General features: G+C 27.1%; 22 protein-coding genes. 9 read left to right on the top strand and 13 right to left on the bottom strand.

Features of this window, described 5'->3' with window-relative positions; translation table 11 throughout:
• Positions 1-106: 106 nt before the first annotated feature.
• Genes GBG18_RS08415 through GBG18_RS08380 form a run of 8 tightly spaced genes read right to left on the bottom strand, consistent with a single transcriptional unit; the run spans position 107 to position 7,489 of the window.
• Positions 107-553 carry a YaiI/YqxD family protein gene (locus GBG18_RS08415; protein WP_152190158.1) on the bottom strand — a complete coding sequence of 149 codons (447 nt, stop codon included), beginning with the start codon at positions 551-553 and terminating at the stop codon, positions 107-109.
• On the bottom strand, positions 550-1,287 hold the full coding sequence (locus GBG18_RS08410; RefSeq protein WP_152190156.1) for a hypothetical protein: 738 nt from the start codon (positions 1,285-1,287) through the stop codon (positions 550-552). The genes GBG18_RS08415 and GBG18_RS08410 overlap by 4 nt, the downstream gene beginning before the upstream one ends.
• Positions 1,287-2,615, bottom strand: coding sequence for a murein hydrolase activator EnvC family protein (locus tag GBG18_RS08405; protein WP_226896415.1), 1,329 nt, complete (start codon positions 2,613-2,615; stop codon positions 1,287-1,289). Before GBG18_RS08405 ends, GBG18_RS08410 begins: the two co-directional genes overlap by 1 nt.
• The gene (locus tag GBG18_RS08400; RefSeq protein WP_152190154.1) at positions 2,605-3,423 is read right to left on the bottom strand and encodes a cell division protein FtsX; all 819 of its coding nucleotides are present in this window, start codon (positions 3,421-3,423) and stop codon (positions 2,605-2,607) included. Before GBG18_RS08400 ends, GBG18_RS08405 begins: the two co-directional genes overlap by 11 nt.
• Positions 3,410-4,072 (bottom strand): cell division ATP-binding protein FtsE, encoded by a 663-nt coding sequence (locus GBG18_RS08395; protein WP_152190153.1) that lies wholly within the window; start codon positions 4,070-4,072, stop codon positions 3,410-3,412. The genes GBG18_RS08400 and GBG18_RS08395 overlap by 14 nt, the downstream gene beginning before the upstream one ends.
• Positions 4,072-5,262 carry a tRNA (guanosine(46)-N7)-methyltransferase TrmB gene (gene trmB, locus GBG18_RS08390; protein WP_152190151.1) on the bottom strand — a complete coding sequence of 397 codons (1,191 nt, stop codon included), beginning with the start codon at positions 5,260-5,262 and terminating at the stop codon, positions 4,072-4,074. Before trmB ends, GBG18_RS08395 begins: the two co-directional genes overlap by 1 nt.
• Before the next feature lie 9 nt (positions 5,263-5,271).
• Positions 5,272-6,555: a hypothetical protein gene (locus GBG18_RS08385; RefSeq protein ID WP_226896416.1), complete on the bottom strand. Its 1,284-nt coding sequence runs from the start codon at positions 6,553-6,555 to the stop codon at positions 5,272-5,274.
• On the bottom strand, positions 6,503-7,489 hold the full coding sequence (locus GBG18_RS08380; protein ID WP_152190149.1) for an RluA family pseudouridine synthase: 987 nt from the start codon (positions 7,487-7,489) through the stop codon (positions 6,503-6,505). Before GBG18_RS08380 ends, GBG18_RS08385 begins: the two co-directional genes overlap by 53 nt.
• 19 nt (positions 7,490-7,508) lie before the next feature.
• Between GBG18_RS08380 and GBG18_RS08375 the strand changes: the two genes are divergently transcribed.
• Both GBG18_RS08375 and speB read left to right on the top strand, forming a co-directional pair.
• Complete coding sequence (locus GBG18_RS08375) at positions 7,509-8,615, top strand: FtsW/RodA/SpoVE family cell cycle protein (RefSeq protein ID WP_152190147.1); 1,107 nt, start codon at positions 7,509-7,511, stop codon at positions 8,613-8,615.
• 2 nt (positions 8,616-8,617) lie between these two features.
• On the top strand, positions 8,618-9,469 hold the full coding sequence (gene speB / locus GBG18_RS08370; RefSeq protein ID WP_152190145.1) for an agmatinase: 852 nt from the start codon (positions 8,618-8,620) through the stop codon (positions 9,467-9,469).
• A 29-nt stretch (positions 9,470-9,498) separates the two neighbouring features.
• Here the strand turns inward: speB and GBG18_RS08365 are convergent, their stop codons facing one another.
• From GBG18_RS08365 to GBG18_RS08355, 3 genes are read right to left on the bottom strand one after another with little or no spacing between them, the layout of a single operon-like run.
• Positions 9,499-9,942, bottom strand: a complete 444-nt coding sequence (locus GBG18_RS08365; RefSeq protein WP_152190144.1) for a hypothetical protein — start codon at positions 9,940-9,942, stop codon at positions 9,499-9,501.
• 3 nt (positions 9,943-9,945) lie between these two features.
• On the bottom strand, positions 9,946-10,665 hold the full coding sequence (locus tag GBG18_RS08360) for a hypothetical protein (protein WP_152190142.1): 720 nt from the start codon (positions 10,663-10,665) through the stop codon (positions 9,946-9,948).
• A gap of 17 nt (positions 10,666-10,682) precedes the next feature.
• Positions 10,683-11,447, bottom strand: a complete 765-nt coding sequence (locus GBG18_RS08355; protein WP_152190140.1) for an energy transducer TonB — start codon at positions 11,445-11,447, stop codon at positions 10,683-10,685.
• A gap of 49 nt (positions 11,448-11,496) precedes the next feature.
• On the opposite strand from GBG18_RS08355, the gene hemL reads away from it, so the two are divergent.
• The 4 genes from hemL to GBG18_RS08335 are packed head-to-tail and all read left to right on the top strand — an operon-like array spanning position 11,497 to position 13,972.
• Positions 11,497-12,777 (top strand): glutamate-1-semialdehyde 2,1-aminomutase, encoded by a 1,281-nt coding sequence (gene hemL, locus GBG18_RS08350; RefSeq protein WP_152190139.1) that lies wholly within the window; start codon positions 11,497-11,499, stop codon positions 12,775-12,777.
• Between the two features lie 10 nt (positions 12,778-12,787).
• A complete protein-coding gene (ppnP, locus tag GBG18_RS08345; RefSeq protein ID WP_152190137.1) occupies positions 12,788-13,102 on the top strand; it encodes a pyrimidine/purine nucleoside phosphorylase in 315 nt (104 codons plus the stop codon).
• Between the two features lie 11 nt (positions 13,103-13,113).
• Positions 13,114-13,434: an AtpZ/AtpI family protein gene (locus GBG18_RS08340; RefSeq protein WP_152190135.1), complete on the top strand. Its 321-nt coding sequence runs from the start codon at positions 13,114-13,116 to the stop codon at positions 13,432-13,434.
• Entirely contained in the window at positions 13,418-13,972 is a 555-nt protein-coding gene (locus tag GBG18_RS08335; protein ID WP_152190134.1) for a hypothetical protein, read from the top strand. Before GBG18_RS08340 ends, GBG18_RS08335 begins: the two co-directional genes overlap by 17 nt.
• Positions 13,973-13,991: 19 nt before the next feature.
• Here the strand turns inward: GBG18_RS08335 and GBG18_RS08330 are convergent, their stop codons facing one another.
• Both GBG18_RS08330 and rpoD read right to left on the bottom strand, forming a co-directional pair.
• The gene (locus tag GBG18_RS08330) at positions 13,992-14,672 is read right to left on the bottom strand and encodes a hypothetical protein (RefSeq protein WP_152190132.1); all 681 of its coding nucleotides are present in this window, start codon (positions 14,670-14,672) and stop codon (positions 13,992-13,994) included.
• A 3-nt stretch (positions 14,673-14,675) separates the two neighbouring features.
• The gene (gene rpoD / locus GBG18_RS08325) at positions 14,676-16,523 is read right to left on the bottom strand and encodes an RNA polymerase sigma factor RpoD (protein WP_152190130.1); all 1,848 of its coding nucleotides are present in this window, start codon (positions 16,521-16,523) and stop codon (positions 14,676-14,678) included.
• 173 nt (positions 16,524-16,696) lie between these two features.
• On the opposite strand from rpoD, the gene GBG18_RS08320 reads away from it, so the two are divergent.
• The 3 genes from GBG18_RS08320 to GBG18_RS08310 all read left to right on the top strand — a co-directional run bounded on the left by GBG18_RS08320 (position 16,697) and on the right by GBG18_RS08310 (position 19,319).
• Positions 16,697-17,200 (top strand): 3-isopropylmalate dehydratase small subunit, encoded by a 504-nt coding sequence (locus GBG18_RS08320; protein WP_152190129.1) that lies wholly within the window; start codon positions 16,697-16,699, stop codon positions 17,198-17,200.
• Entirely contained in the window at positions 17,200-18,267 is a 1,068-nt protein-coding gene (gene leuB, locus GBG18_RS08315) for a 3-isopropylmalate dehydrogenase (RefSeq protein ID WP_152190127.1), read from the top strand. Before GBG18_RS08320 ends, leuB begins: the two co-directional genes overlap by 1 nt.
• 122 nt (positions 18,268-18,389) lie before the next feature.
• On the top strand, positions 18,390-19,319 hold the full coding sequence (locus tag GBG18_RS08310) for a DHHA1 domain-containing protein (protein ID WP_152190125.1): 930 nt from the start codon (positions 18,390-18,392) through the stop codon (positions 19,317-19,319).
• Positions 19,320-19,329: the final 10 nt, after the last annotated feature.

The raw sequence follows: 19,329 nt of genomic DNA, 5'->3' as shown, positions 1-19,329 counted from the left end.
TGCAGTTTCTAAATCTTTTGGATTATTTTTCTTACAAAATGAGTTAAATTGTTTTTTTGTTGCTTGGTCTATTAAAATGATGGTAAATCCTTTGTCTTATGTTAAATTATTTTATATTCTGCAAAAATTTGTTTAATGAGTTTGCAAATTGTTGTGAATCTTTTGAAGAAAAAGCAGCTGGGCCTTTTGTCATTTCTCCACTATCTCTTATTTCTTGCATTAAGTTTCTATATGCAAGATATTGTTTTATATTATCTTCTGTGTACATAGCACCTCTATGATCAATTGCATGCGCTTTTTTAGATATCACTCTATCTGCTAGTGGAATATCTGCTGTTATTACTAAGTCGTCTATATTTAAAAGTTCAACTATTTTATTATCAGCTTCATCAGCACCAGCATCAACTATCATATATGTAATATGATTTGAGTTTCCTATATTTATTTTTTTATTTGCTATTACTATAGTTTTAAGTTCTAATCTTTCAATTGCTCTTAAAACAATAGGTTTTAATAAATTTGGAAAGGCATCTCCATCTATATATAATATCATATTTTTTCTCTTTTTATTTTTTGTAAATTACGTAATCTTTTCCATTTTTGCTTATTTAATAGTTTATAAATTAGTAAACAACCAACATCAAAACCAAAGTAAAAAACACTAATTCCACTTGGTGGGTTTGCACTTGGAATAAAAGATATTTTATCAAACCAAATTTCAGGCCAATACCAGTTTTCATAATATGTTCCAATAAGTTCTAAATAAACAATCATAAAAAACATTATTAGAAAAAATAGTTTAGTATGTGGTTTTCTTCTAAATAAATAAACTATAACTAACATACAAAGAAATCCAAAAACATCATTTGCAAAAACAAGCCATGCTGTTGAATAAATTAGCATTAAAACAAAAAGAATATTTATACTTAACTCTTTGTTTATTTTTAAGATAGGTTCTTTTGCTATATAAAAAACAGCTGCATAAATCATACTATGTCCTAGTGGAACATATAAAGGTAGGTTTTCTAATCTATATGTATACATTCCTAATACAAGGGCAAATAATGCTTCTCCTAAAAATGCTAAAATTAATCCATAAAGCATTAGTTTTTTTATTTTTACAGACACTTTTAAATAAATCCAAACAAAAACAATAAGAACTAATATATTTGTGATATATTGATTATTTACAAAGTGATTAGCTACTAATTTACTATCAATAAAAAGTCCAATCCATAAAACAAAAAAGACAGGAAGATAAATATGAAGATATTTAAATCTATTCATTAAATTCTAAATAAATCTTTTGGATTAATATGTGAAGAGTTTTTAGTTGCTTGGAAAGTTAAGTTCTTATCAACACGACCAACAACATAACCTTTTTTAATCCATTTCCCAACCTTTAGTGTTGGAGCTATTTCATCTAAGTGAGAATAGATTGTATGTAGTCCATTTTCATGTTGAATAATAACAACATTTTCAAGCATTCCTGAATTTTTCTTAGCATATACAACTTTTCCATTTAATACAGAAACAACTTTTGCTTTAGGTCTTTTTGTTTTTAAAACAATTGATTCATTAAACAATTTTATTTTATAAATAGGGTCATAATATGTACCAAATTTTTTAACTACATTAAAAGATTTTAAAGGTGCAATAGTTTTAGCTCCCCTATATCTTACTACTTTAACTCCTGAATTTGATGAACCTATTTTTTTAACATCTAAGTTTAAGTTTTTAGCATATTTTTGATTTCTTACTTCTGCTGTTTGAACTTCTTCTGCTACTTTTTTTGAAGATTTTGAATTTTTTCTTCTTTTTGCTTCTGCTTTCTTCTTTTTTTGTGCAAGTAATCTTTGAAGTTTAGCCCTTCTAATTCTTTCTTTTCTTAATTCTGCTTCTTTTAAAATATTTAAATTAGATAAAAGCTTTTTTAAAGATTCTTGTTGTTCTACAACTTTTTTTAACTCTTTTTGATAAGACTTATGTTGGTTTTCTAAATCACTTAAAGATTTAGAGTGTTTGTTTTTAAGTGTATTTAGTGTTTTTTTTGTTTTCTTTCTCTTTTCAATATATGTTGAAATAGTTTTTATTTTCTTTTTATTTTTTTTCGTATTATTTGTTAATAAATCATAATTGTTATCTAATTTAAGTATTTGATCTTTAGAATTTTCTGAAAGAATAGTATATATTTCACTATCAATTAATTCTCCTAAAGTATTTTTTGAAGCAAGTTTAAGTGCAATAGAAGTAGAAAAATCTTCAATAATTGTATCAACTATTTGTACTTCGTTACCTTTTTTTTCTTTTATTAAGTTTGAAGATTTTTCTCTTAATTGTTCAAGTTTTGATTTTGATTCTTCAAGAAGTTTTTCATGCTCATCAATATCTGTATTTACTTTATTAATATTTTTTTCTAGTTTTATTATATTTTTATTTTGTATATTAATCTTATTTGCTAGGGATTTTACTTTTAAAGATGTTTGTTTCTTTTTTGATACATTTTTATTTAAGTTATTTTTATTGTTTTTAATTTTATTATCAATAGCTTTTGTTGATGCAAAACTAATATTACTAACAATAAGTAATAATATAAATAGTATTTTACTCATCATTGATTTTGTACTTTAATAGTACACCAAGTATTGTAAAAATTGAAATAGTAAAAGATAATGTAAATAGTTTAACTAACTCATAGTTTAAATTAATCTCTACATTTATAATTTCATGTAATTCAATTGGAAATAATATTCCCATGTTATTTGAAATATAGTATAAAAGTGCACCAACAATTAGAAAAGCTAAAAATGAACTAATAATTGCATAATTTAATACTGTAGATGCACTATATAAAACAGAAGCTCCATGAAGTCTTAATATCGCAATTCTAGTACTGTGCTCATGAAACCATAGTTTTATTTGTTTTGCGATTATAATAATTGCAAAAATAGTAATGATAAAAAATAGTATAAATGAAATACTACTTAATAAAACTAAAAGTAAATAAGTTTGATTGTGGTTCTTATAGAACACTTCTACTTTTCTAACATTTTTATTTTGAAGTAGAGTTTCTTTAATTGTTTCTAACTCACTAGTTGTTGGAAAAACTTCTAAATATATCTGATAAAAATGAGGAAGTTTTTTCTTTAATAATTCAACAGAACTAGTAGATAGGTTTGATTTAATGTCATTTATGATTTTTTCTTTAGGTAAGGTTTGAATTCTCTCAACTTTTATACCTGCAAGTTCATCAATATTCTCTTTAATTAATGGCGTATTTGTAACTATAACAATAGAGTAATCTCTTGAAATTTTCTTTTTATAGTTTTCTACTACATTATCAATTAATAAGTATAATGTAAATGTAAGTAGCATTGCACAAAGAGGTATTAAGAAGGCAAATATGTTTTTAAGAAACTTCATAAATCATACCATCCTCTAACGATAACTGTCTGAATTTTATTCCTAGGTTTTTAGGAACTCTATGTGTAACAACTACAATTGTAATTCCAAGTTGTTCATTTGCACCTTTTAATAAATTCCATACAACTTCAGCTGAATAATCATCAAGATTTCCAGTTGGTTCATCTGCAATTATAATCTTTGGATTATGTGCTAAGGCTCTTGCAACTGCAACTCTTTGTTGCTCTCCACCACTAAGTTCATTTGGATAATATCCTGCTCGATGTGATAGTTTTACATGTGATAGTAATTTATCTGCTTGGTCTTTTGATATTTCATTTGAATAACCATTTATTTTAAGAGGAATCATAATATTCTCTTCAATAGTATATTCATTTACAAGTTTATAATCTTGAAAAATAACTCCAATATCTTTTCTTAGAACTCTTAGTTTTTTCCCTTTAATTCCAAAAACTTCAACACCATCAATTTTTAAACTTCCATGTTTTAATGGAATTTCTCCATAAAAAGACTTTAGTAAAGTAGACTTTCCACTTCCTGAGTTTCCACCAATAAAGATGAACTCTTTAGGTTTAATAGAAAAGTTTCCTTTTTTTATAATATATTTATTATCATCGTATGATAGGTAGATGTTTTTAGCTTCAAGCATTAGTTAAGAATCTCTTTTAGCTTATTATGAGCTTTTATATTTGAACTTGTTGGAATCGGTGTACCTTGATAATATGACACTTTCCCATTTTTAATAATTAAATATTTGCTAACAGGTCTATCAAAATTACCCATTGTTAATTGAATTAAACCAGAGTTTTCTTCATTAAGAATTGTAAATAAATCCTCAATATGTACAAAAAAGTCTTTTTCTACAATAGACTTAGTAGGAATATTTTTAATTTTTTCTTCATAATTGATTTCAAAATCAAATGAAAAGTCTTTTTGAATTTCTAAAGGTTTATCAATACTATGAGATAATAAAACTACATCATAAATATTTTTACCTTGCTTTCTCCATCTATCTTCATATTTACTTGTTATTTCTAAATCTTTATTAATATCAATTGTAATCTTTCCTGTTGGAAGATTTGTAAGAAGTTCAGTACAGTAATCAAAATATTTTCTACTATCAGTTCTAAGCTCAAGTGTTCCCTCAACTTTTAAAACTCTTAAAGCTTCATTGATAAATTCATTTGAGTAAATTCTTCTATGAGGTTTTTTATCCCATGGAACTGGGAAATGAACGAAAATCTTTCCAACTTTATTTGAATCAATAAACTCCATAAATAATCTTGCATCATAATTTACTATAAGAACATTTGTAATATCTTGTAGTTTCATTTGTTTTAATGCTTGTTCAATTGATGGTGTATGAATTTCAAGTCCAATAAATTGAACATTAGGGTTTTTTTTAGCTTGATGTAATAAATGTCTACCGCTACCAAAACCAACTTCTATTTGAATCTCTTTGTCTGTTTGAAATTCATCTACAAAATAATTAATATCTTTTAAATACTCTTTATTTGGTTCAGCTTTTTGATTAATCGTATTAGTATTTGAGAATACTACTTTAGCTTCAATTGAGTTAGTGTAAACATTTAAAGCATCTTTTACTAATGTAATTGGAGCAATTCTTGTAACTTTATCGATTTTAATCATTTGATCATCATCTTTGTTTTTTAAAGTTAATAGAAACTCTTTATTTTCATTTTCAACTGCAATTTTATATTCTGTATTTCGTTCGTGTTGTGTAAAGTTATATGATTTTGCAATAAACTTAAAGTCTACACCATCTTTTTTTGATGGTGTATTTACTAATGGGGCTTTATTAAATACTATATGAGGCATATTCTAAAACTACTTTTTAACAGGGATTTTTGGTAAAATCAATGATGCTTCATCTGTTTTTTCAGACATTAAGCCATAAGTGTCATTTGCTTGAATTGAATATTTATATTCAACTCCTGTAATAATATTATTATCCTCAAATCTTAAATCTTTAACATCTGTAAACTTTTCAGTTTTAGACTCAAAGAAATTAAGCATTGTTTTTTTGTAAACATTATACGAAATAGCTCTATTATCAGATACTGTCCAATTTAAAATTGCTTTAGAGCCTTGTATTTGAGCTAAAGTAATTGTTGGTTTTGCTGGTTTATTTAAACTAGAACCTTTTACTGCATCAACTTTTGATGAACTTTTTAAGTTGTCTTTATCCACAGAGATAACTTTGTAATAGTACTCTTTCCCATCTTCTTCTATTTGGTCTACAAAGGCAAAAGTATTATTATTTACTTCTTTGATTTTGTTAAATCCAAAAGATTTTATTGAACTTCTATGGATTTCATATTTAATAATATCAGAAGTAACAGATGGTTCCCAACCTAATATAATTTTCTTAGGTTCATCACTTGTAGCTTTTAAGTTCTGAACGCCAATTGGTAAGGCTTTTGTTTTAGCAGTTACTACTTCACTAGGATTTGTAGAAACATCTTCAAATGTATATGCAGTTACTCTATATCTAAACGATTCGTTATTATCTAAGCTTGTATCGATATATTCTGATTGCAATCTACCTTTAACTTTTTTTTCTGTATTCCATTCGTTAAGCGTAGAATTGAACTTTTCAACTTTGTAATATTCAACTCTTAAGTCTGGATGTGGTCTCCAAATAATTTTAATTCTATTTGGTAAATCTGATAAGGCTTGAACAAAACTAACAGGAACAATTCTTGGAAGAGTTTGTGTTATATAAGCATTTGTAGTATTTGATTCAATACCATTAGCAGCTTTTGAAGAGATTTGATACACATATTTTGTATTTGGTTCAAGTTCAGTATCAACAAAATGTGTTGTATATTTATTATTTACAGATTCAATTAGTTTAAGTCTTCTACCGTCTTTGTGCATATTTGCTCTGTAGAAGTTATACCCAATAACTCTAGCATCATCTACTTTTTTCCATTCAAATGCAATCGCTGTCATATCTGAAATAGATTTTAATGAGTTATTATCAATAACTTCAAGTGTTTCATCAATTTTTGGTTTAATAGGCGCATTTAAATTATTGTTTAAATTTGAACAACCACTAAGTAAAAGAAGTAAAGCTGTCAATGATGTTGTTTGCATCAATTTTGTCATGTATATTCTCCATTTGAAAATGTTTGATTAAAAATTCATTCATGTCATTTGGCAAATCTGCTTTAAAGGTCATTAATTCACCTGTTTTTGGATGAATTAAATACAGATTGTATGCATGTAAATAAAATCTATTTATTTTATTCAAATCGCCCTTAAAACCATATAAATTATCTCCTAGTATATGCCTATTTATCGAACTTAAGTGTACTCTTATCTGGTGTGTTCTTCCTGTAAATAATTTAGCTGCAACTAGTTCATATTTTTCGTCTTTACTAATATCAATTTTCTTAAAAGCAGATTTGGCATTTCTTCCATTCTCTTCTATAGACATTTTTAACCTATTGTTTGGATTCCTACCTATTGGTTTATCAATTATTACATCATCTTTTAAGGCTAAATCAGTAATAGCAAGGTAATACCTTCCCATAGTTTTATCTTGTAATTGTTCTGAAAGTGAAGTATGGGCTTCATTTGTTTTTGCAACGACCATTACACCTGTTGTTCCTTTATCTAATCTGTGAACAATTCCATGTCTTTCTTCCCCCGAAATTGTTGATAAGGATATATTATTTAATTTTAACCAATCAACTAAAGTAGCATCTTTTACACTTGGAGCATCATGAATTGTAAGATTTGCAGGTTTATTTATAACAAGAATATGTTCATCTTCATAAATGATTTTTACATCTTTCCCTGATAATGATTCTTTTACAAAAGCCTCATCTTTCACATCTTCAAATTCTGCTTTTGGAAAATGAACTTCAATTTCTTGATTTTCTTTTAATTTCAAACCTGTTTTACTTACAGTTTTACCATTTACTTTTACAAACTCTTTTTTTATAAGTTGCTCTATTTGGTTCCTTGAAGCATCAATTTGTGATGCTAGGAACTTATCTAATCTATTTGCTTCTTGAACAATAAAATTTTTATACATTTTTAGATACTCTTTCACTATGCGTTTATTTGATAAGAGAATAATTTCCCATTTTGACTATTTGTTAATACTTTTTGTTTTACCGTTGATATATTTATCATATCATCTAATTAGTGAAACTAATGAAATATTAGCAAATAAACAATTAATATACTTTACACTTTCTTTTTTTGCATTTATTATAGTTTTTATTTTACCTATTAGAAAAAAGTTACGACTTATTCCTTTTCTTTACTGGTTAGGTATTTTACTTTTACTTGCTGTAGAGTTTTGGGGTGTTACTAAACTAGGAGCTAAAAGGTGGCTTCCTCTACCTATTTTAAATACAACAATGCAACCCTCAGAGCTTATAAAACCTATATATATTTTAATGCTTGGGTATTTAATTCATAATAGACCACCACCTAAAAAAGGGTATGGCTTTAATGATTTTGCTTACTTTTCTTTTTATATATTATTGCCATTTATTTTAATTGCAAAAGAGCCTGATTTAGGAACAGCGCTTGTATTATTACTTGTAGGTTATGGAATTTTATTTATTGTTGGAGTAAATTGGAAAATTTGGACATCAATTGTTTTAGTAATGGGAATATCTTCTCCTTTTATTTATACATATTTGATAAAAGATTATCAAAAGAAAAGAATAAAAGATTTTATATCTGAAAAGCCTAGTTATCATGTTCAACAATCTATTATTGCAATTGGTTCAGGTGGATTAACTGGAAAATTAAGTGAAGATGCTACACAAACTCAACTAAAATTTTTACCAATTGCTACAAGTGATTTTATTTTTGCATATTTTGTAGAGAGATATGGTTTTTTAGGTGCAATTGGTCTTATATTCTTATATGGATTATTAATAGCACATTTACTTACTTTAAACTATTATTTCAAAGATGACTACGTCATACGGGTATTTGCCTCAGGGTTGGGGCTATTACTGTTTTTTAATATGAGTGTAAATATCTTAATGGTTATTGGTTTTGCACCCGTTGTTGGACTTCCTTTACCACTATTTTCTTATGGTGGAAGTTCTTTTATTAATTTTATTGTGATTTTTGCAATATTAGAAAATTTGTTAGCCTTTAGGTATATGGATTTATATAATTATGAGAGGAAACTATAATTATGGAAGCACAAAATAATTGTTTTATTGGATGTGAGAAGAGCTTTGATGAATCAAGTGCTATAATATTTGGAGCAGGATTTGATGGTACTACTTCTTTTAAACCAGGTGCTAGATTTGCACCAAGTGCTATGAGAGAAGATTCTTGGTATATAGAGAGTTATTCTCCTTATTTTGATAAGGATTTAGAAGATTTAAATCTTTTTGATTTTGGTGATTTAGAGCTTCCTTATGGAGATAAAAAAACAGCTTTACGAATAATTCAAGAGCATGTTCAAGAAATTATTGATGCAAATAAAATTCCTATTATGATAGGTGGAGAGCATTTAGTTTCATTAGCTCCCATAAAAGCTTTAAGTAAAAAATATGATGACTTACATATTATTCATTTTGATGCACATACCGATTTAAGAAATGAGTATTTAGGAGAAGCCTTAAGTCATGCAACTGTTTTACGAAGAATTTATGATCAGTTAGGTGATGATAGATTAAATCAATTTTGTATAAGAAGTGGTTTAAAAGAAGAGTTCCAATGGGCAAAAACTCATTCTCATTTAGAAAAATTTACCTACAATACTTTAGAAGAACGTGTAAATGTTTTAAAAAATAAACCAGTTTATATAACTATTGATTTAGATGTATTTGACCCTTCTGTTTTTCCAGGAACTGGTACTCCAGAACCAGGTGGAATAAACTTTCATGACATGTTAAAAATTATTGAAACTTTATCAAAGTTGGAAAATGTAGTTGGGATGGATGTAGTTGAATTATCACCAAAATATGATACAAGTGGAGCTTCAACAGCAGTTGCTTGTAAAACTTTAAGAGAGTTGATATTAGCTACGGTTAAATAAAAGTTTAATACTTTTATTTAACATTTTATTTAATCTAAAATTTCAATCATTCTTTCAATTCTTTGAATATTTGCTTCATAAATATAGTTATCGTTTTCTTCTTTATTTGCATTTATATTTATTAAAAGTAACTCTTCAAGTTTTTTCTTTAATAAAGCTTCTTTTTCATTTATGTTTTTTGTTTCAAAAGGTTTTTCTAACTCATAATTTAAATTTGCATTTACTTCAAGTAAAAAGCTTAAATCATATTGAACTTCTTCTCCCTCATAATAAGATCTATTTATTATAAAATGCCCAGAGCCAAAACTAACATCTTCCATTTCTCTTGAAAGATATGCCATTTTTACAAGACCTTTTACATTATTAATTAAATCTTCTTTTTCATACTCTTCATTCAATTTTTCTAATATATTCATAACTTTTTCAAAATCAAAATCACTTATGATTTTTTCTTGTATTTGTTCTAAATTCATTTATTAATTACCTTGTCTAATTAGTTCTTTTATTATGTCTAAATCGTATATACCATCACCACAACTTAGTTTATTGGTTATTATATTTATTAGTTTTTCTTCATTTTTATCAATATATGTATAGTTTAAAATATAATCTTTTTTTAGTAGTTTTAAAGTATTATCTTCTTCACATAATGAGTCTTGAACTTGTGATTTGAATTTTTTTAAATTATAATTATCACTACTTTTTTTATCCATTCTATCTAACTTATATGTGTAATATATGTTTTTTTCATTTATTCCAATATCAATTAATTCACTAAATGAGTTCACTTTTAAAGGTAAAGAATCTTTAAAACTATTTATCTCACTTTTAATTGCGTAATCTTCAAATAATGATACTTTTAATAAATCATAAGCTGAAAATAGTGAGAAAAAAAGATTTATTGTAATAATTACTTTTGCTAAAAATGACCATAATTTATTTCCTTTATAATTATCTGCACTTCTATAAATAGCAATAAATATTAAAATCGAATAAATAAAAGTTAATAAATAAACAATAATACTAAATATCTGATCCTCACTATTTTGGTGATAATTAACTTGATTAAAACTATTATCTATAAATATATTTATACCTAATGTAACAAATACGAACCATAGCCAAAAAGTTATACTTAAAGTTATATTTCCTTTTATAAGTCTTTTTAAATATGATGGGTTTTTATTTTCTGACATCTATTTCCTTCTTTATTTTAATACAAACGATACTGAACATTAAATTTTAGCAAAGTTGTAGTCTTCGGTCTTGGATAATTTTTATAAGCAATTTCTATTAATTTAATTGAATATTTATCAAATACTGCATAACCTGATGATCTTGTTATTCTTAAATTTGAAATATCTCCATTTGGATGAAATAAAAACTCTACTACATTAATTCCGGATAATCTTTTTTGTATAGCAAGCTCAGGGTATCCTAATCTTGTTAATACTCTTTGTGTAATTACTTGGAAACTATTAAAGTTTTTTTTGATAAAAGCTTTTTGTACTTTTGTAAATGTTTCAAACTCTCTTCCATATAATCTTTGAATTTGACTTAATACTTTTTTATCTACAGGGTCTTCTTGAGATAAAAAATCTTCTAATGTTCTATTTTCAAGAGCTTTTACTTTTTTTTGACTTGGTATTTTAGTAACTCTTTTCTTTTCATATGTTATATTTTTAGGAGCTTTTTTTAATCTCTTTGATACTTTTTTTGTAATAGCTCTTTTTTTTATGCTCTTTTTGGTTTTTTTAATTATTTTCTTTTTAATTGCTTTAGACTTTTTAACTTCAACTTTTTTAGCTACTTTCTTTTCTATCTTTTCTTTTTTAATTTTTACAAAAGCAATAGTGGCTTTTTTCTCTTTTTTTAAAGTTTCTTTTGGCACTTCATTTTTTTTTGTAAGCTCATAATCATTAAATAATAATAAATGTAAAGATATTGAAATAAAAGCTGCTAGTATAATAAGTTTCATAACGTGATTATAGTAGAATATCGCTAATAGAAAATTAATAGGAAATTAAATGTTTGATAATTCAGTAAAAGCATATACTCAAGCTTGTGAAGTAATACCAGGTGGTGTTGATTCTCCCGTTCGTGCGTTTAAAAGTGTTGGAGGAACTCCACCTTTTATAGAAAGAGGTGAGGGTGCATATATGTATGATGTAGATGGTAATAAATACTTAGACTTTGTGCAATCTTGGGGGCCTTTAATCTTTGGTCATTGTGATAAAGATATTGAAGAAGCTGTTATTAAAACTGTTAAAAATGGTTTATCTTTTGGTGCACCAACTGAATTAGAAACATTATTAGCAGAAGAAATTGTTGAGATGTATGATTATATTGATAAAGTTAGATTTGTTAGTTCTGGAACTGAAGCTGTAATGTCTGCAATTAGACTTGCACGTGGTGTTACTGGTAAAAATGATATCTTAAAGTTTGAGGGATGTTATCATGGACATTCTGATTCTTTATTAGTACAAGCAGGTTCTGGATTAGCTACTTTTGGAACACCAAGTTCACCTGGAGTTCCTGCTGATTTAACAAAACATACATTACTTTGCGAATACAACAATATTGAAAATTTAAAAAAATGTTTTGAAGATAGTGATGATATTTCTTGTATTATAATTGAACCAATTGCTGGAAATATGGGATTAGTTCCTGCAAGTCCTGAGTTTTTAAAAGCTTGTAGAGAATTATGTGATGCTAATGGAGCATTACTGATTTTTGATGAAGTAATGACTGGATTTAGAGCTTCTTTAACAGGTGCAAGTGGATTATTAGAAACAAAAGCAGATATTATCACTTTTGGAAAAGTAATAGGTGCAGGAATGCCAGTTGGTGCTTTTGCATCTTCAAAGAAGATTATGGATCACTTATCACCTGATGGAACAGTTTATCAAGCGGGAACTTTAAGTGGAAATCCAGTTGCAATGAGTGCTGGATTAACTTCTCTTAGAAAATTAAAAGCAAATCCTTCAATTTATAATGAGTTAAATGAAAAAGCATTAAGACTTGTAAATGGTTTAAAAGAAGTTGCAAACTCTAATAATATTCCTTTACAAATTAATACAAGAGGTTCTATGTTTGGATTCTTTTTTTGTGAAAATGAACCTACAAATATAAAAGAAGTAGGAAAGTGTGACTTTGAAAGATTTGCAAAGTTTCATCATGAAATGTTAAAAAAAGGTTTCTATTTTGCTTGTTCTCAATATGAAGCTGGATTTATTTCAACTGTAATTACAAATGAAGATATTGATGCTTGTATCGCTGCTGCATCAGAAGTTATGAAAGAATTTTAGGAGATTAGAAATGGAAGTATTAGCAAACGTAGATTTAGTAAAAAAAGCAAATATATATTTCAATGGAAATGTTACAAGTAGAACATTTATAGATACAGATGGTTCTAAAAAATCTTTAGGAATTATGATGCCAGGAGAGTATAACTTTGGAACAAATGAACCAGAATTAATGGAAATATTAGCAGGTGAGGTTGAAGTTAAACTTGCAGGAGAAGATACTTGGAATACTTATACAGAAAATACATCTTTTAATGTAAAAGGTAATTCTGATTTTGATATTAAAGTAAAAACAATAACTGACTATTGTTGTTCTTATATTAAGTAATAGGATAATTAATGGCAGAAGAAAAAGAAAAAATAGAAAAGATTACTCCTAAGCATAGAGATAAAATCGAAGCCTTAGATAACTTATCTTTAGGTATATCAATGGCAGCAGCAATTGCTATTGGTTTTGGTATAGGATATGGATTAAAATCACTATTTGAAATTGATTGGTTATTATGGTTAGGTTTATTTTGGGGAATAGCAGCAGCTGGTCTTAATATTTATAAAGCTTATAAACGAGCACAAAAATCTTTTGAGGGTATGGAAAATGACCCAAGATATGCTCACAGAGCAAAACATGGTGATAAAGAATTTAATGACGATGAAGATTAATCAATCTTTAAAAAACTTTGCTTTAGTTTTTATAACTTTAGACCTTTGTTTAATAATATATGCATTAGTATTTAATAGTTCTATTTGGCTATTAAATACTCAAGTTGCTTTTATCTCATCTTTATTTATAACTATTGCATCTTTTCTTTCATATAAAAAAAATATACAAGGAAGATTATCAAACCTTGATTTATCAAAGCAAGTAAATGCAGAACAAAGAGATAAGGTTGATGAAATTGATGACCCTTATGATTTATATACTGAATATGAACAAATCCCAGAAGATGAATTAACACCTGAAAAAATAAAAGAGATTATTAATGAGGAAAAAGCAAAAGTAAAAAAGAATTCTGTAAAGAATACTATTTTCTCTGCAACAGGTTTTTTATCTATATATAGAGTTTTAGGTTATGCAACTTTAATATTAGGTTTCTTCGCTTTAAATAACAACAAACTATTTCTTCCGCTAGCTTTTATTATGGGTTTAGCAATTGTACCTATTGGCGTATTACTTTCAAAGCTTTTAGATAAAAAATAAAAGCTTTGAGTAATATTTTTTAGATAATTAAAGGTAAATCAATTGTGATTTTATTTTTATCACAAGATAAAATAAATGAGCTATCTTCTTTATATTGAAGAATCTCTTTTATTGCATTTTTGTTAGAAGTTATTTCTACTGTAATTAAAGAGTATTTTTTCTTTTCAATTTTTATATATTCACCAATTTTAAGTAAGATAGAACAATTTATCTCATCAGAACCTTGAAAGGCTTCAAATACTTGTGTAAGAGCTTTTATAAATGAACTTGCATCTAATTTAAACTCTGGTATTGATGGATCATAATTCTTTTTATATGTAGTATCTGTTTTTATCTTATTTGTAGATATTGCTAAATCAACAAGTGTAAAAATATTAGTACTATTTATATTTTTAATATTAAGAGTTGACTCTTTTTTAGCCATTGTACTTTTGTAAAGTTTCATATGAATTTCATCTTCATTATCATATTTAACAGTAATAGCATAAAATGTATAGTTTTGTATAGTTAAATCTATATATGAAGTTTCTGCTCCAAAAGATTTTGGAGCATATTTTAATGCTAGTTCATAAAGTTCTTTTTGTTTTATTCTATTTAGTAAAAACTGAGCTTCACTATTAGAATATAATATCTTCGAAGTCGAAGAAAAAGAAATAACAGGGTTGAGATCTAACTCAACCCAATCTTCAAAAAAATTCATCTTCTAACTTTCTACGTAATTCTTAAGGTTTTTACCTACTTTTGGATGTTTTAATTTCTTAATAGCACTTGATTCAATTTGTCTAACTCTTTCTCTTGTAACAGAAAGTTCTTTACCAATCTCTTCTAGTGTTCTATCAGACGCATCATGCATAAGTCCAAATCTCATTCTAACAACTGCTTGCTCTCTTTCATTAAGCTGAGCTAATATTTGATCAATCTGACCTTGTAAGTCTTCTTTCATAATATTATCAACTGGTGTTGGAGCTTTTTCATCAGGAACAAAATCCCCAAATTTACCATCATCATCAGAACCAATAGGAGCTTCAAGTGATACAGGTTCTTTTGTAATTTTAATTACTTGTTTAACTTTATCTACAGGTAATCCTACTTCTTTAGAAATCTCATCAACATCTGGCTCTTTACCATTTTCTTGAATTCCTTTTCTAATAATTTTATTAATTCTGTTGATAGTTTCAATCATATGAATTGGAATTCTAATAGTTCTAGCTTGATCTGCAATTGCTCTTGAAATTGCTTGTCTAATCCACCATGTTGCATAAGTAGAGAATTTATATCCCTTTTTATACTCAAATTTATCAACAGCTTTCATAAGACCAATATTACCTTCTTGAATTAAATCTAAGAAAGGTAAACCTCTATTTGTATATCTTTTTGCAATAGATACAACAAGTCTAAGGTTTGATTTTGCCATTCTAGTTTTAGATTTATCAGTAATATCTTTACCACGTTTAATTTGCTCTAAAACGTTTTTAAGTTCTTCTGGATCTAAATCAAAACCATCTTTTGATGCTTCTGCTGTTTGGAAAAGCTTTTTAATTTCCATATATGTAGAAACCATAGTAGCTTCTGGAACCATAGTTGTAATTTGAACTTTTGTTAAATTAACAATATTATCTAAAATCTTTTGGTGATTTTGTAATAAAGTATCATTAAATAAAGGTAATTTATACTCAAGTCTTTTAAGTTCATGATCAAAACCAGTATCAGATTTAAGTGCAGTTTCCATAGCTTTTACAATTTCTGTAATAAGTTTTGAAGTAGGCCCTAAGTCTAACAATGCTTCTTTTAAAATTCTTTTCTTAAAAGCAATCGCAAGGTTATGTTGCATTTGATCAGATTCTCCATCTGATTTAGCAACTTCTTTATTTAAAAATTTTAACCAATCTTTTTTTGCTTTTTCTAATATTTTAAATGCTTCAACAATAGTTTGTGCTCTTTTATCAAGCTTCTTTTGTTTTTTACCATCTTCTTTTTCTTTATCAACTTCAACTTCAGCAGTATCATCATTTGAATCATCTGATTCTTCATCATCAAAGTTTCTAAAAAGTTCTTTTACTTTTCTTTCTCTATTTACTAAAGGTTCTTTGTACTCTAAAATAAAATCTATTAAGTATGGTACATAACAAATCGCATCAAGAATTACATCTTCACCCATTTCAATTTTTTTAGAAATTTCAATCTCTTCTTCTTTTGTAAGTAATGGGATTTGTCCCATTTCTCTTAAGTACATTCTCACAGGAGAGTCAGATCTAGACCATTCTAATAACTCTTTATTTTTCAGAAGATCGTAAACTTCATCTTCGTTCATTATTAGTTTTTCTCTTTGTTCTTTTCTTTTCTTTGCCTCTTCTGCATTCATTCTTTTTGCTTGTTCTTGCGAACTAATTATCGTAACATTGTATAATTGGATAAAAGCTAAAAGTTTTTTTACATTGGCACCTGATGGTGCTTTAGGAAAGATCTTAATAATTTTTTCATAAGTTAGTATAGAGTCTTTGTACTCTTTTACAGTTTGTTCTATTGCTTTATTTAAATCTTTTGCGCTCATATAATGAAGATTCCTCTCTTTTAAATAGATGGATATTATACCGAAATTACCTAAAAATATGATTAGTTTTTTATATTTAATCAAAAATTACTAAATTATTAGATAAAATGCAACTTTAAAAAAATAATTCTTAGAAAATATCAAGAAATTTATTGAAAACAAGGATACAAAATATGAATAAGATTGAAGGTAAAGTTTGGAATTTTGGAGCTAACATTGATACTGATGTTATTATTGCTGCAAGGTATTTAAATAGTTCAGATCCAGAGCACTTAGCTAAGTATGTTATGGAAGATGCTGACCCTGAATTTCCAAATAAGTTACAAAGAGGTGATATTATTGTTGCTGGAGAAAACTTTGGATGCGGAAGTTCAAGAGAACATGCACCAATTGCATTAAAAGCTGCAGGTGTTGCTGCTATTGTTGCTCCATCTTTTGCAAGAATTTTTTATAGAAATGCATTTAACATGGGTTTACCAATCTTTGAACTTCCAGAATCTTTAGAAATTAAAGAGGGTGAAACAATTAGTATCAATTTAGATAACGGTGTTATTACAAATGAAACTACAAATAAAGATTATGAATTTACTCCAATTCCTCCTTTTATGCAAGAGTTAATTGCAAGTGGTGGATTAATTAATTATGCAAAAGAAGAAATGTCAAAGGAAAGTAAGTAATGAAAAATTATAATATATCAGTAATCAAAGGTGATGGAATAGGTCCAGAAATCATTGATGAAGCAATAAAAGTATTAGATGCAGTTTCTGGTGCTTGTGATTTTACATTAGATTATAAAGAGTATTTAATGGGTGGAATTGCTATTGATGAAACAGGTGTTCCTTTACCTCCTGAAACAGTTCCTGGAGTTTTAGCTTCTGATGCTTGTTTATTTGGATCAATTGGTGGAGAAAAATGGGATAATCTTCCAAGAGAATTAAGACCAGAAACTGGACTTTTAAAATTAAGAGAAGAGCTTGGAGTTTATGCAAACTTAAGACCAGCAATTGTATATGATGAATTAGTAAATGCATCAACACTTAAACCTGAAGTAATTGAGGGTTGTGATATTATGGTAGTGCGTGAGCTTATTGGTGGAATTTACTTTGGTCAACCAAGAGCAAATGATGGACAAAAAGCATATAATACTATGGTTTATACAAAAGATGAAATTATTAGAATTGGTAAACAAGCATTTGAATTTGCAATGAAAAGAGATAAGAGATTATGCTCTGTTGATAAAGCTAATGTTTTAGAAGTATCTCAACTTTGGAGAGATACAATGAATGAATTATCAAAAGATTACCCAGAAGTTGAATTATCACATATGTATGTTGATAATGCAGCTATGCAACTTGTAAGAAACCCAAAACAATTTGATGTAATAGTAACAGGAAATATTTTTGGAGATATTTTATCAGATACTGCCTCAATGGTAGTAGGGTCAATTGGATTATTACCAAGTGCATCAACAGGAGATAAAACAGCAGTTTATGAACCAATTCATGGTAGTGCACCTGATATTGCAGGACAAGGAATTGCAAATCCAATTGCAACAATTGAATCTGCTGCAATGATGCTAAGATATTCACTAGGTGAAGAAAAAGCTGCGAATATGATAGAAAAAGCAATTAGAAATGTATTAAAAGACGGATATAGAACAAAAGACTTAAGTGCTTTTGATGCTAAAGAAGTTTTATCTACTACAGAAATGGGCGATGTAATCGCTAACTATATAAACAAATAATAAAGAAGGCACCTTGCCTTCTTTATGTCTCTACCCTTATTCTTCATTTAAATAACTTTTTTTATTGTAATTAATAATTTTTATGTTAAAATTGTAAAAAGCCTAAATAGGAAAATCAGATTATGAATGAAAAAAAATACAGATTAGTAACACGTAGTGATATGGACGGTCTTGTTTGTGGAACTCTATTAAAATATATTGGTGTAATAGATGAAATAAAATTTGTACATCCAAAAGACATGCAAGATGGGAAAATTGAACTTACTTCAAGTGATATTACTACTAATCTACCTTATGTAGAGGGTGTATACTTATGTTTTGATCATCATTATTCTGAAACATTAAGAAATGAAAAAAAAGATAATCATATAATAAACCCAGATGCAGCAAGTGCTGCACAAGTAGTTTTTGAATACTACGGAGGGGATGATAAATTTCCAGGATATTTTACAGGAATGATGAATGGAGCTAATAAAGCTGATTCAGCAGACTTTATTGAAGAAGAAATTTTAAGTCCAAGAGGATGGCCACTTTTAAGTTTTTTAATGGATTCTAGAACGGGGTTAGGAAGATTTAGAGATTTTAGAATTTCAAACTATCAATTAATGATGGATTTAATTGATTACTGTGTAAAACATAATATTGATGAAATAGTTGAATTACCAGATGTAAAAGAAAGAATTGATTTATACTTTAAATACGAAGAAGATTTTAAAGAACAATTAAAAAGATGTACTACTGTTAAAGGTAATCTTTTAATAATTGATTATAGAGATGAAGAGATTATTTATCCAGGTAATAGATTTATGGTTTATGCTATGTATCCAGAAGCTAATATTTCTATACATGTTGTTTGGGGTAAAGATAAACAAAACATTGTATTTAGTACAGGAAAATCTATTATTAATAAATCGTCAAAAACAAATATTGGTGAATTAATGCTTTCTTATAATGGTGGTGGACATAAAGCTGCAGGTGGATGTCAAATTGATATTGAAAATGCAATGGAAGTATTAGATGAATTAATTGATAAAATTAACCAAGATGGTTAACTTTATCAAA

It is taken from the genome of Poseidonibacter ostreae (assembly GCF_009208075.1).
GTDB classification, from domain to species: domain Bacteria; phylum Campylobacterota; class Campylobacteria; order Campylobacterales; family Arcobacteraceae; genus Poseidonibacter; species Poseidonibacter ostreae.
This window is presented reverse-complemented; position numbering and strand designations above follow the sequence as displayed.

Coding starts and splice junctions, on each gene's coding strand:
- GBG18_RS08415 (WP_152190158.1), bottom strand. CDS start 553: ATGATATTATATATAGATGGAGATGCCTTTCCAAATTTATTAAAACCT.
- GBG18_RS08410 (WP_152190156.1), bottom strand. CDS start 1,287: ATGAATAGATTTAAATATCTTCATATTTATCTTCCTGTCTTTTTTGTT.
- GBG18_RS08405 (WP_226896415.1), bottom strand. CDS start 2,615: ATGATGAGTAAAATACTATTTATATTATTACTTATTGTTAGTAATATT.
- GBG18_RS08400 (WP_152190154.1), bottom strand. CDS start 3,423: ATGAAGTTTCTTAAAAACATATTTGCCTTCTTAATACCTCTTTGTGCA.
- GBG18_RS08395 (WP_152190153.1), bottom strand. CDS start 4,072: ATGCTTGAAGCTAAAAACATCTACCTATCATACGATGATAATAAATAT.
- trmB (WP_152190151.1), bottom strand. CDS start 5,262: ATGCCTCATATAGTATTTAATAAAGCCCCATTAGTAAATACACCATCA.
- GBG18_RS08385 (WP_226896416.1), bottom strand. CDS start 6,555: ATGACAAAATTGATGCAAACAACATCATTGACAGCTTTACTTCTTTTA.
- GBG18_RS08380 (WP_152190149.1), bottom strand. CDS start 7,489: ATGTATAAAAATTTTATTGTTCAAGAAGCAAATAGATTAGATAAGTTC.
- GBG18_RS08375 (WP_152190147.1), top strand. CDS start 7,509: ATGCGTTTATTTGATAAGAGAATAATTTCCCATTTTGACTATTTGTTA.
- speB (WP_152190145.1), top strand. CDS start 8,618: ATGGAAGCACAAAATAATTGTTTTATTGGATGTGAGAAGAGCTTTGAT.
- GBG18_RS08365 (WP_152190144.1), bottom strand. CDS start 9,942: ATGAATTTAGAACAAATACAAGAAAAAATCATAAGTGATTTTGATTTT.
- GBG18_RS08360 (WP_152190142.1), bottom strand. CDS start 10,665: ATGTCAGAAAATAAAAACCCATCATATTTAAAAAGACTTATAAAAGGA.
- GBG18_RS08355 (WP_152190140.1), bottom strand. CDS start 11,447: ATGAAACTTATTATACTAGCAGCTTTTATTTCAATATCTTTACATTTA.
- hemL (WP_152190139.1), top strand. CDS start 11,497: ATGTTTGATAATTCAGTAAAAGCATATACTCAAGCTTGTGAAGTAATA.
- ppnP (WP_152190137.1), top strand. CDS start 12,788: ATGGAAGTATTAGCAAACGTAGATTTAGTAAAAAAAGCAAATATATAT.
- GBG18_RS08340 (WP_152190135.1), top strand. CDS start 13,114: ATGGCAGAAGAAAAAGAAAAAATAGAAAAGATTACTCCTAAGCATAGA.
- GBG18_RS08335 (WP_152190134.1), top strand. CDS start 13,418: ATGACGATGAAGATTAATCAATCTTTAAAAAACTTTGCTTTAGTTTTT.
- GBG18_RS08330 (WP_152190132.1), bottom strand. CDS start 14,672: ATGAATTTTTTTGAAGATTGGGTTGAGTTAGATCTCAACCCTGTTATT.
- rpoD (WP_152190130.1), bottom strand. CDS start 16,523: ATGAGCGCAAAAGATTTAAATAAAGCAATAGAACAAACTGTAAAAGAG.
- GBG18_RS08320 (WP_152190129.1), top strand. CDS start 16,697: ATGAATAAGATTGAAGGTAAAGTTTGGAATTTTGGAGCTAACATTGAT.
- leuB (WP_152190127.1), top strand. CDS start 17,200: ATGAAAAATTATAATATATCAGTAATCAAAGGTGATGGAATAGGTCCA.
- GBG18_RS08310 (WP_152190125.1), top strand. CDS start 18,390: ATGAATGAAAAAAAATACAGATTAGTAACACGTAGTGATATGGACGGT.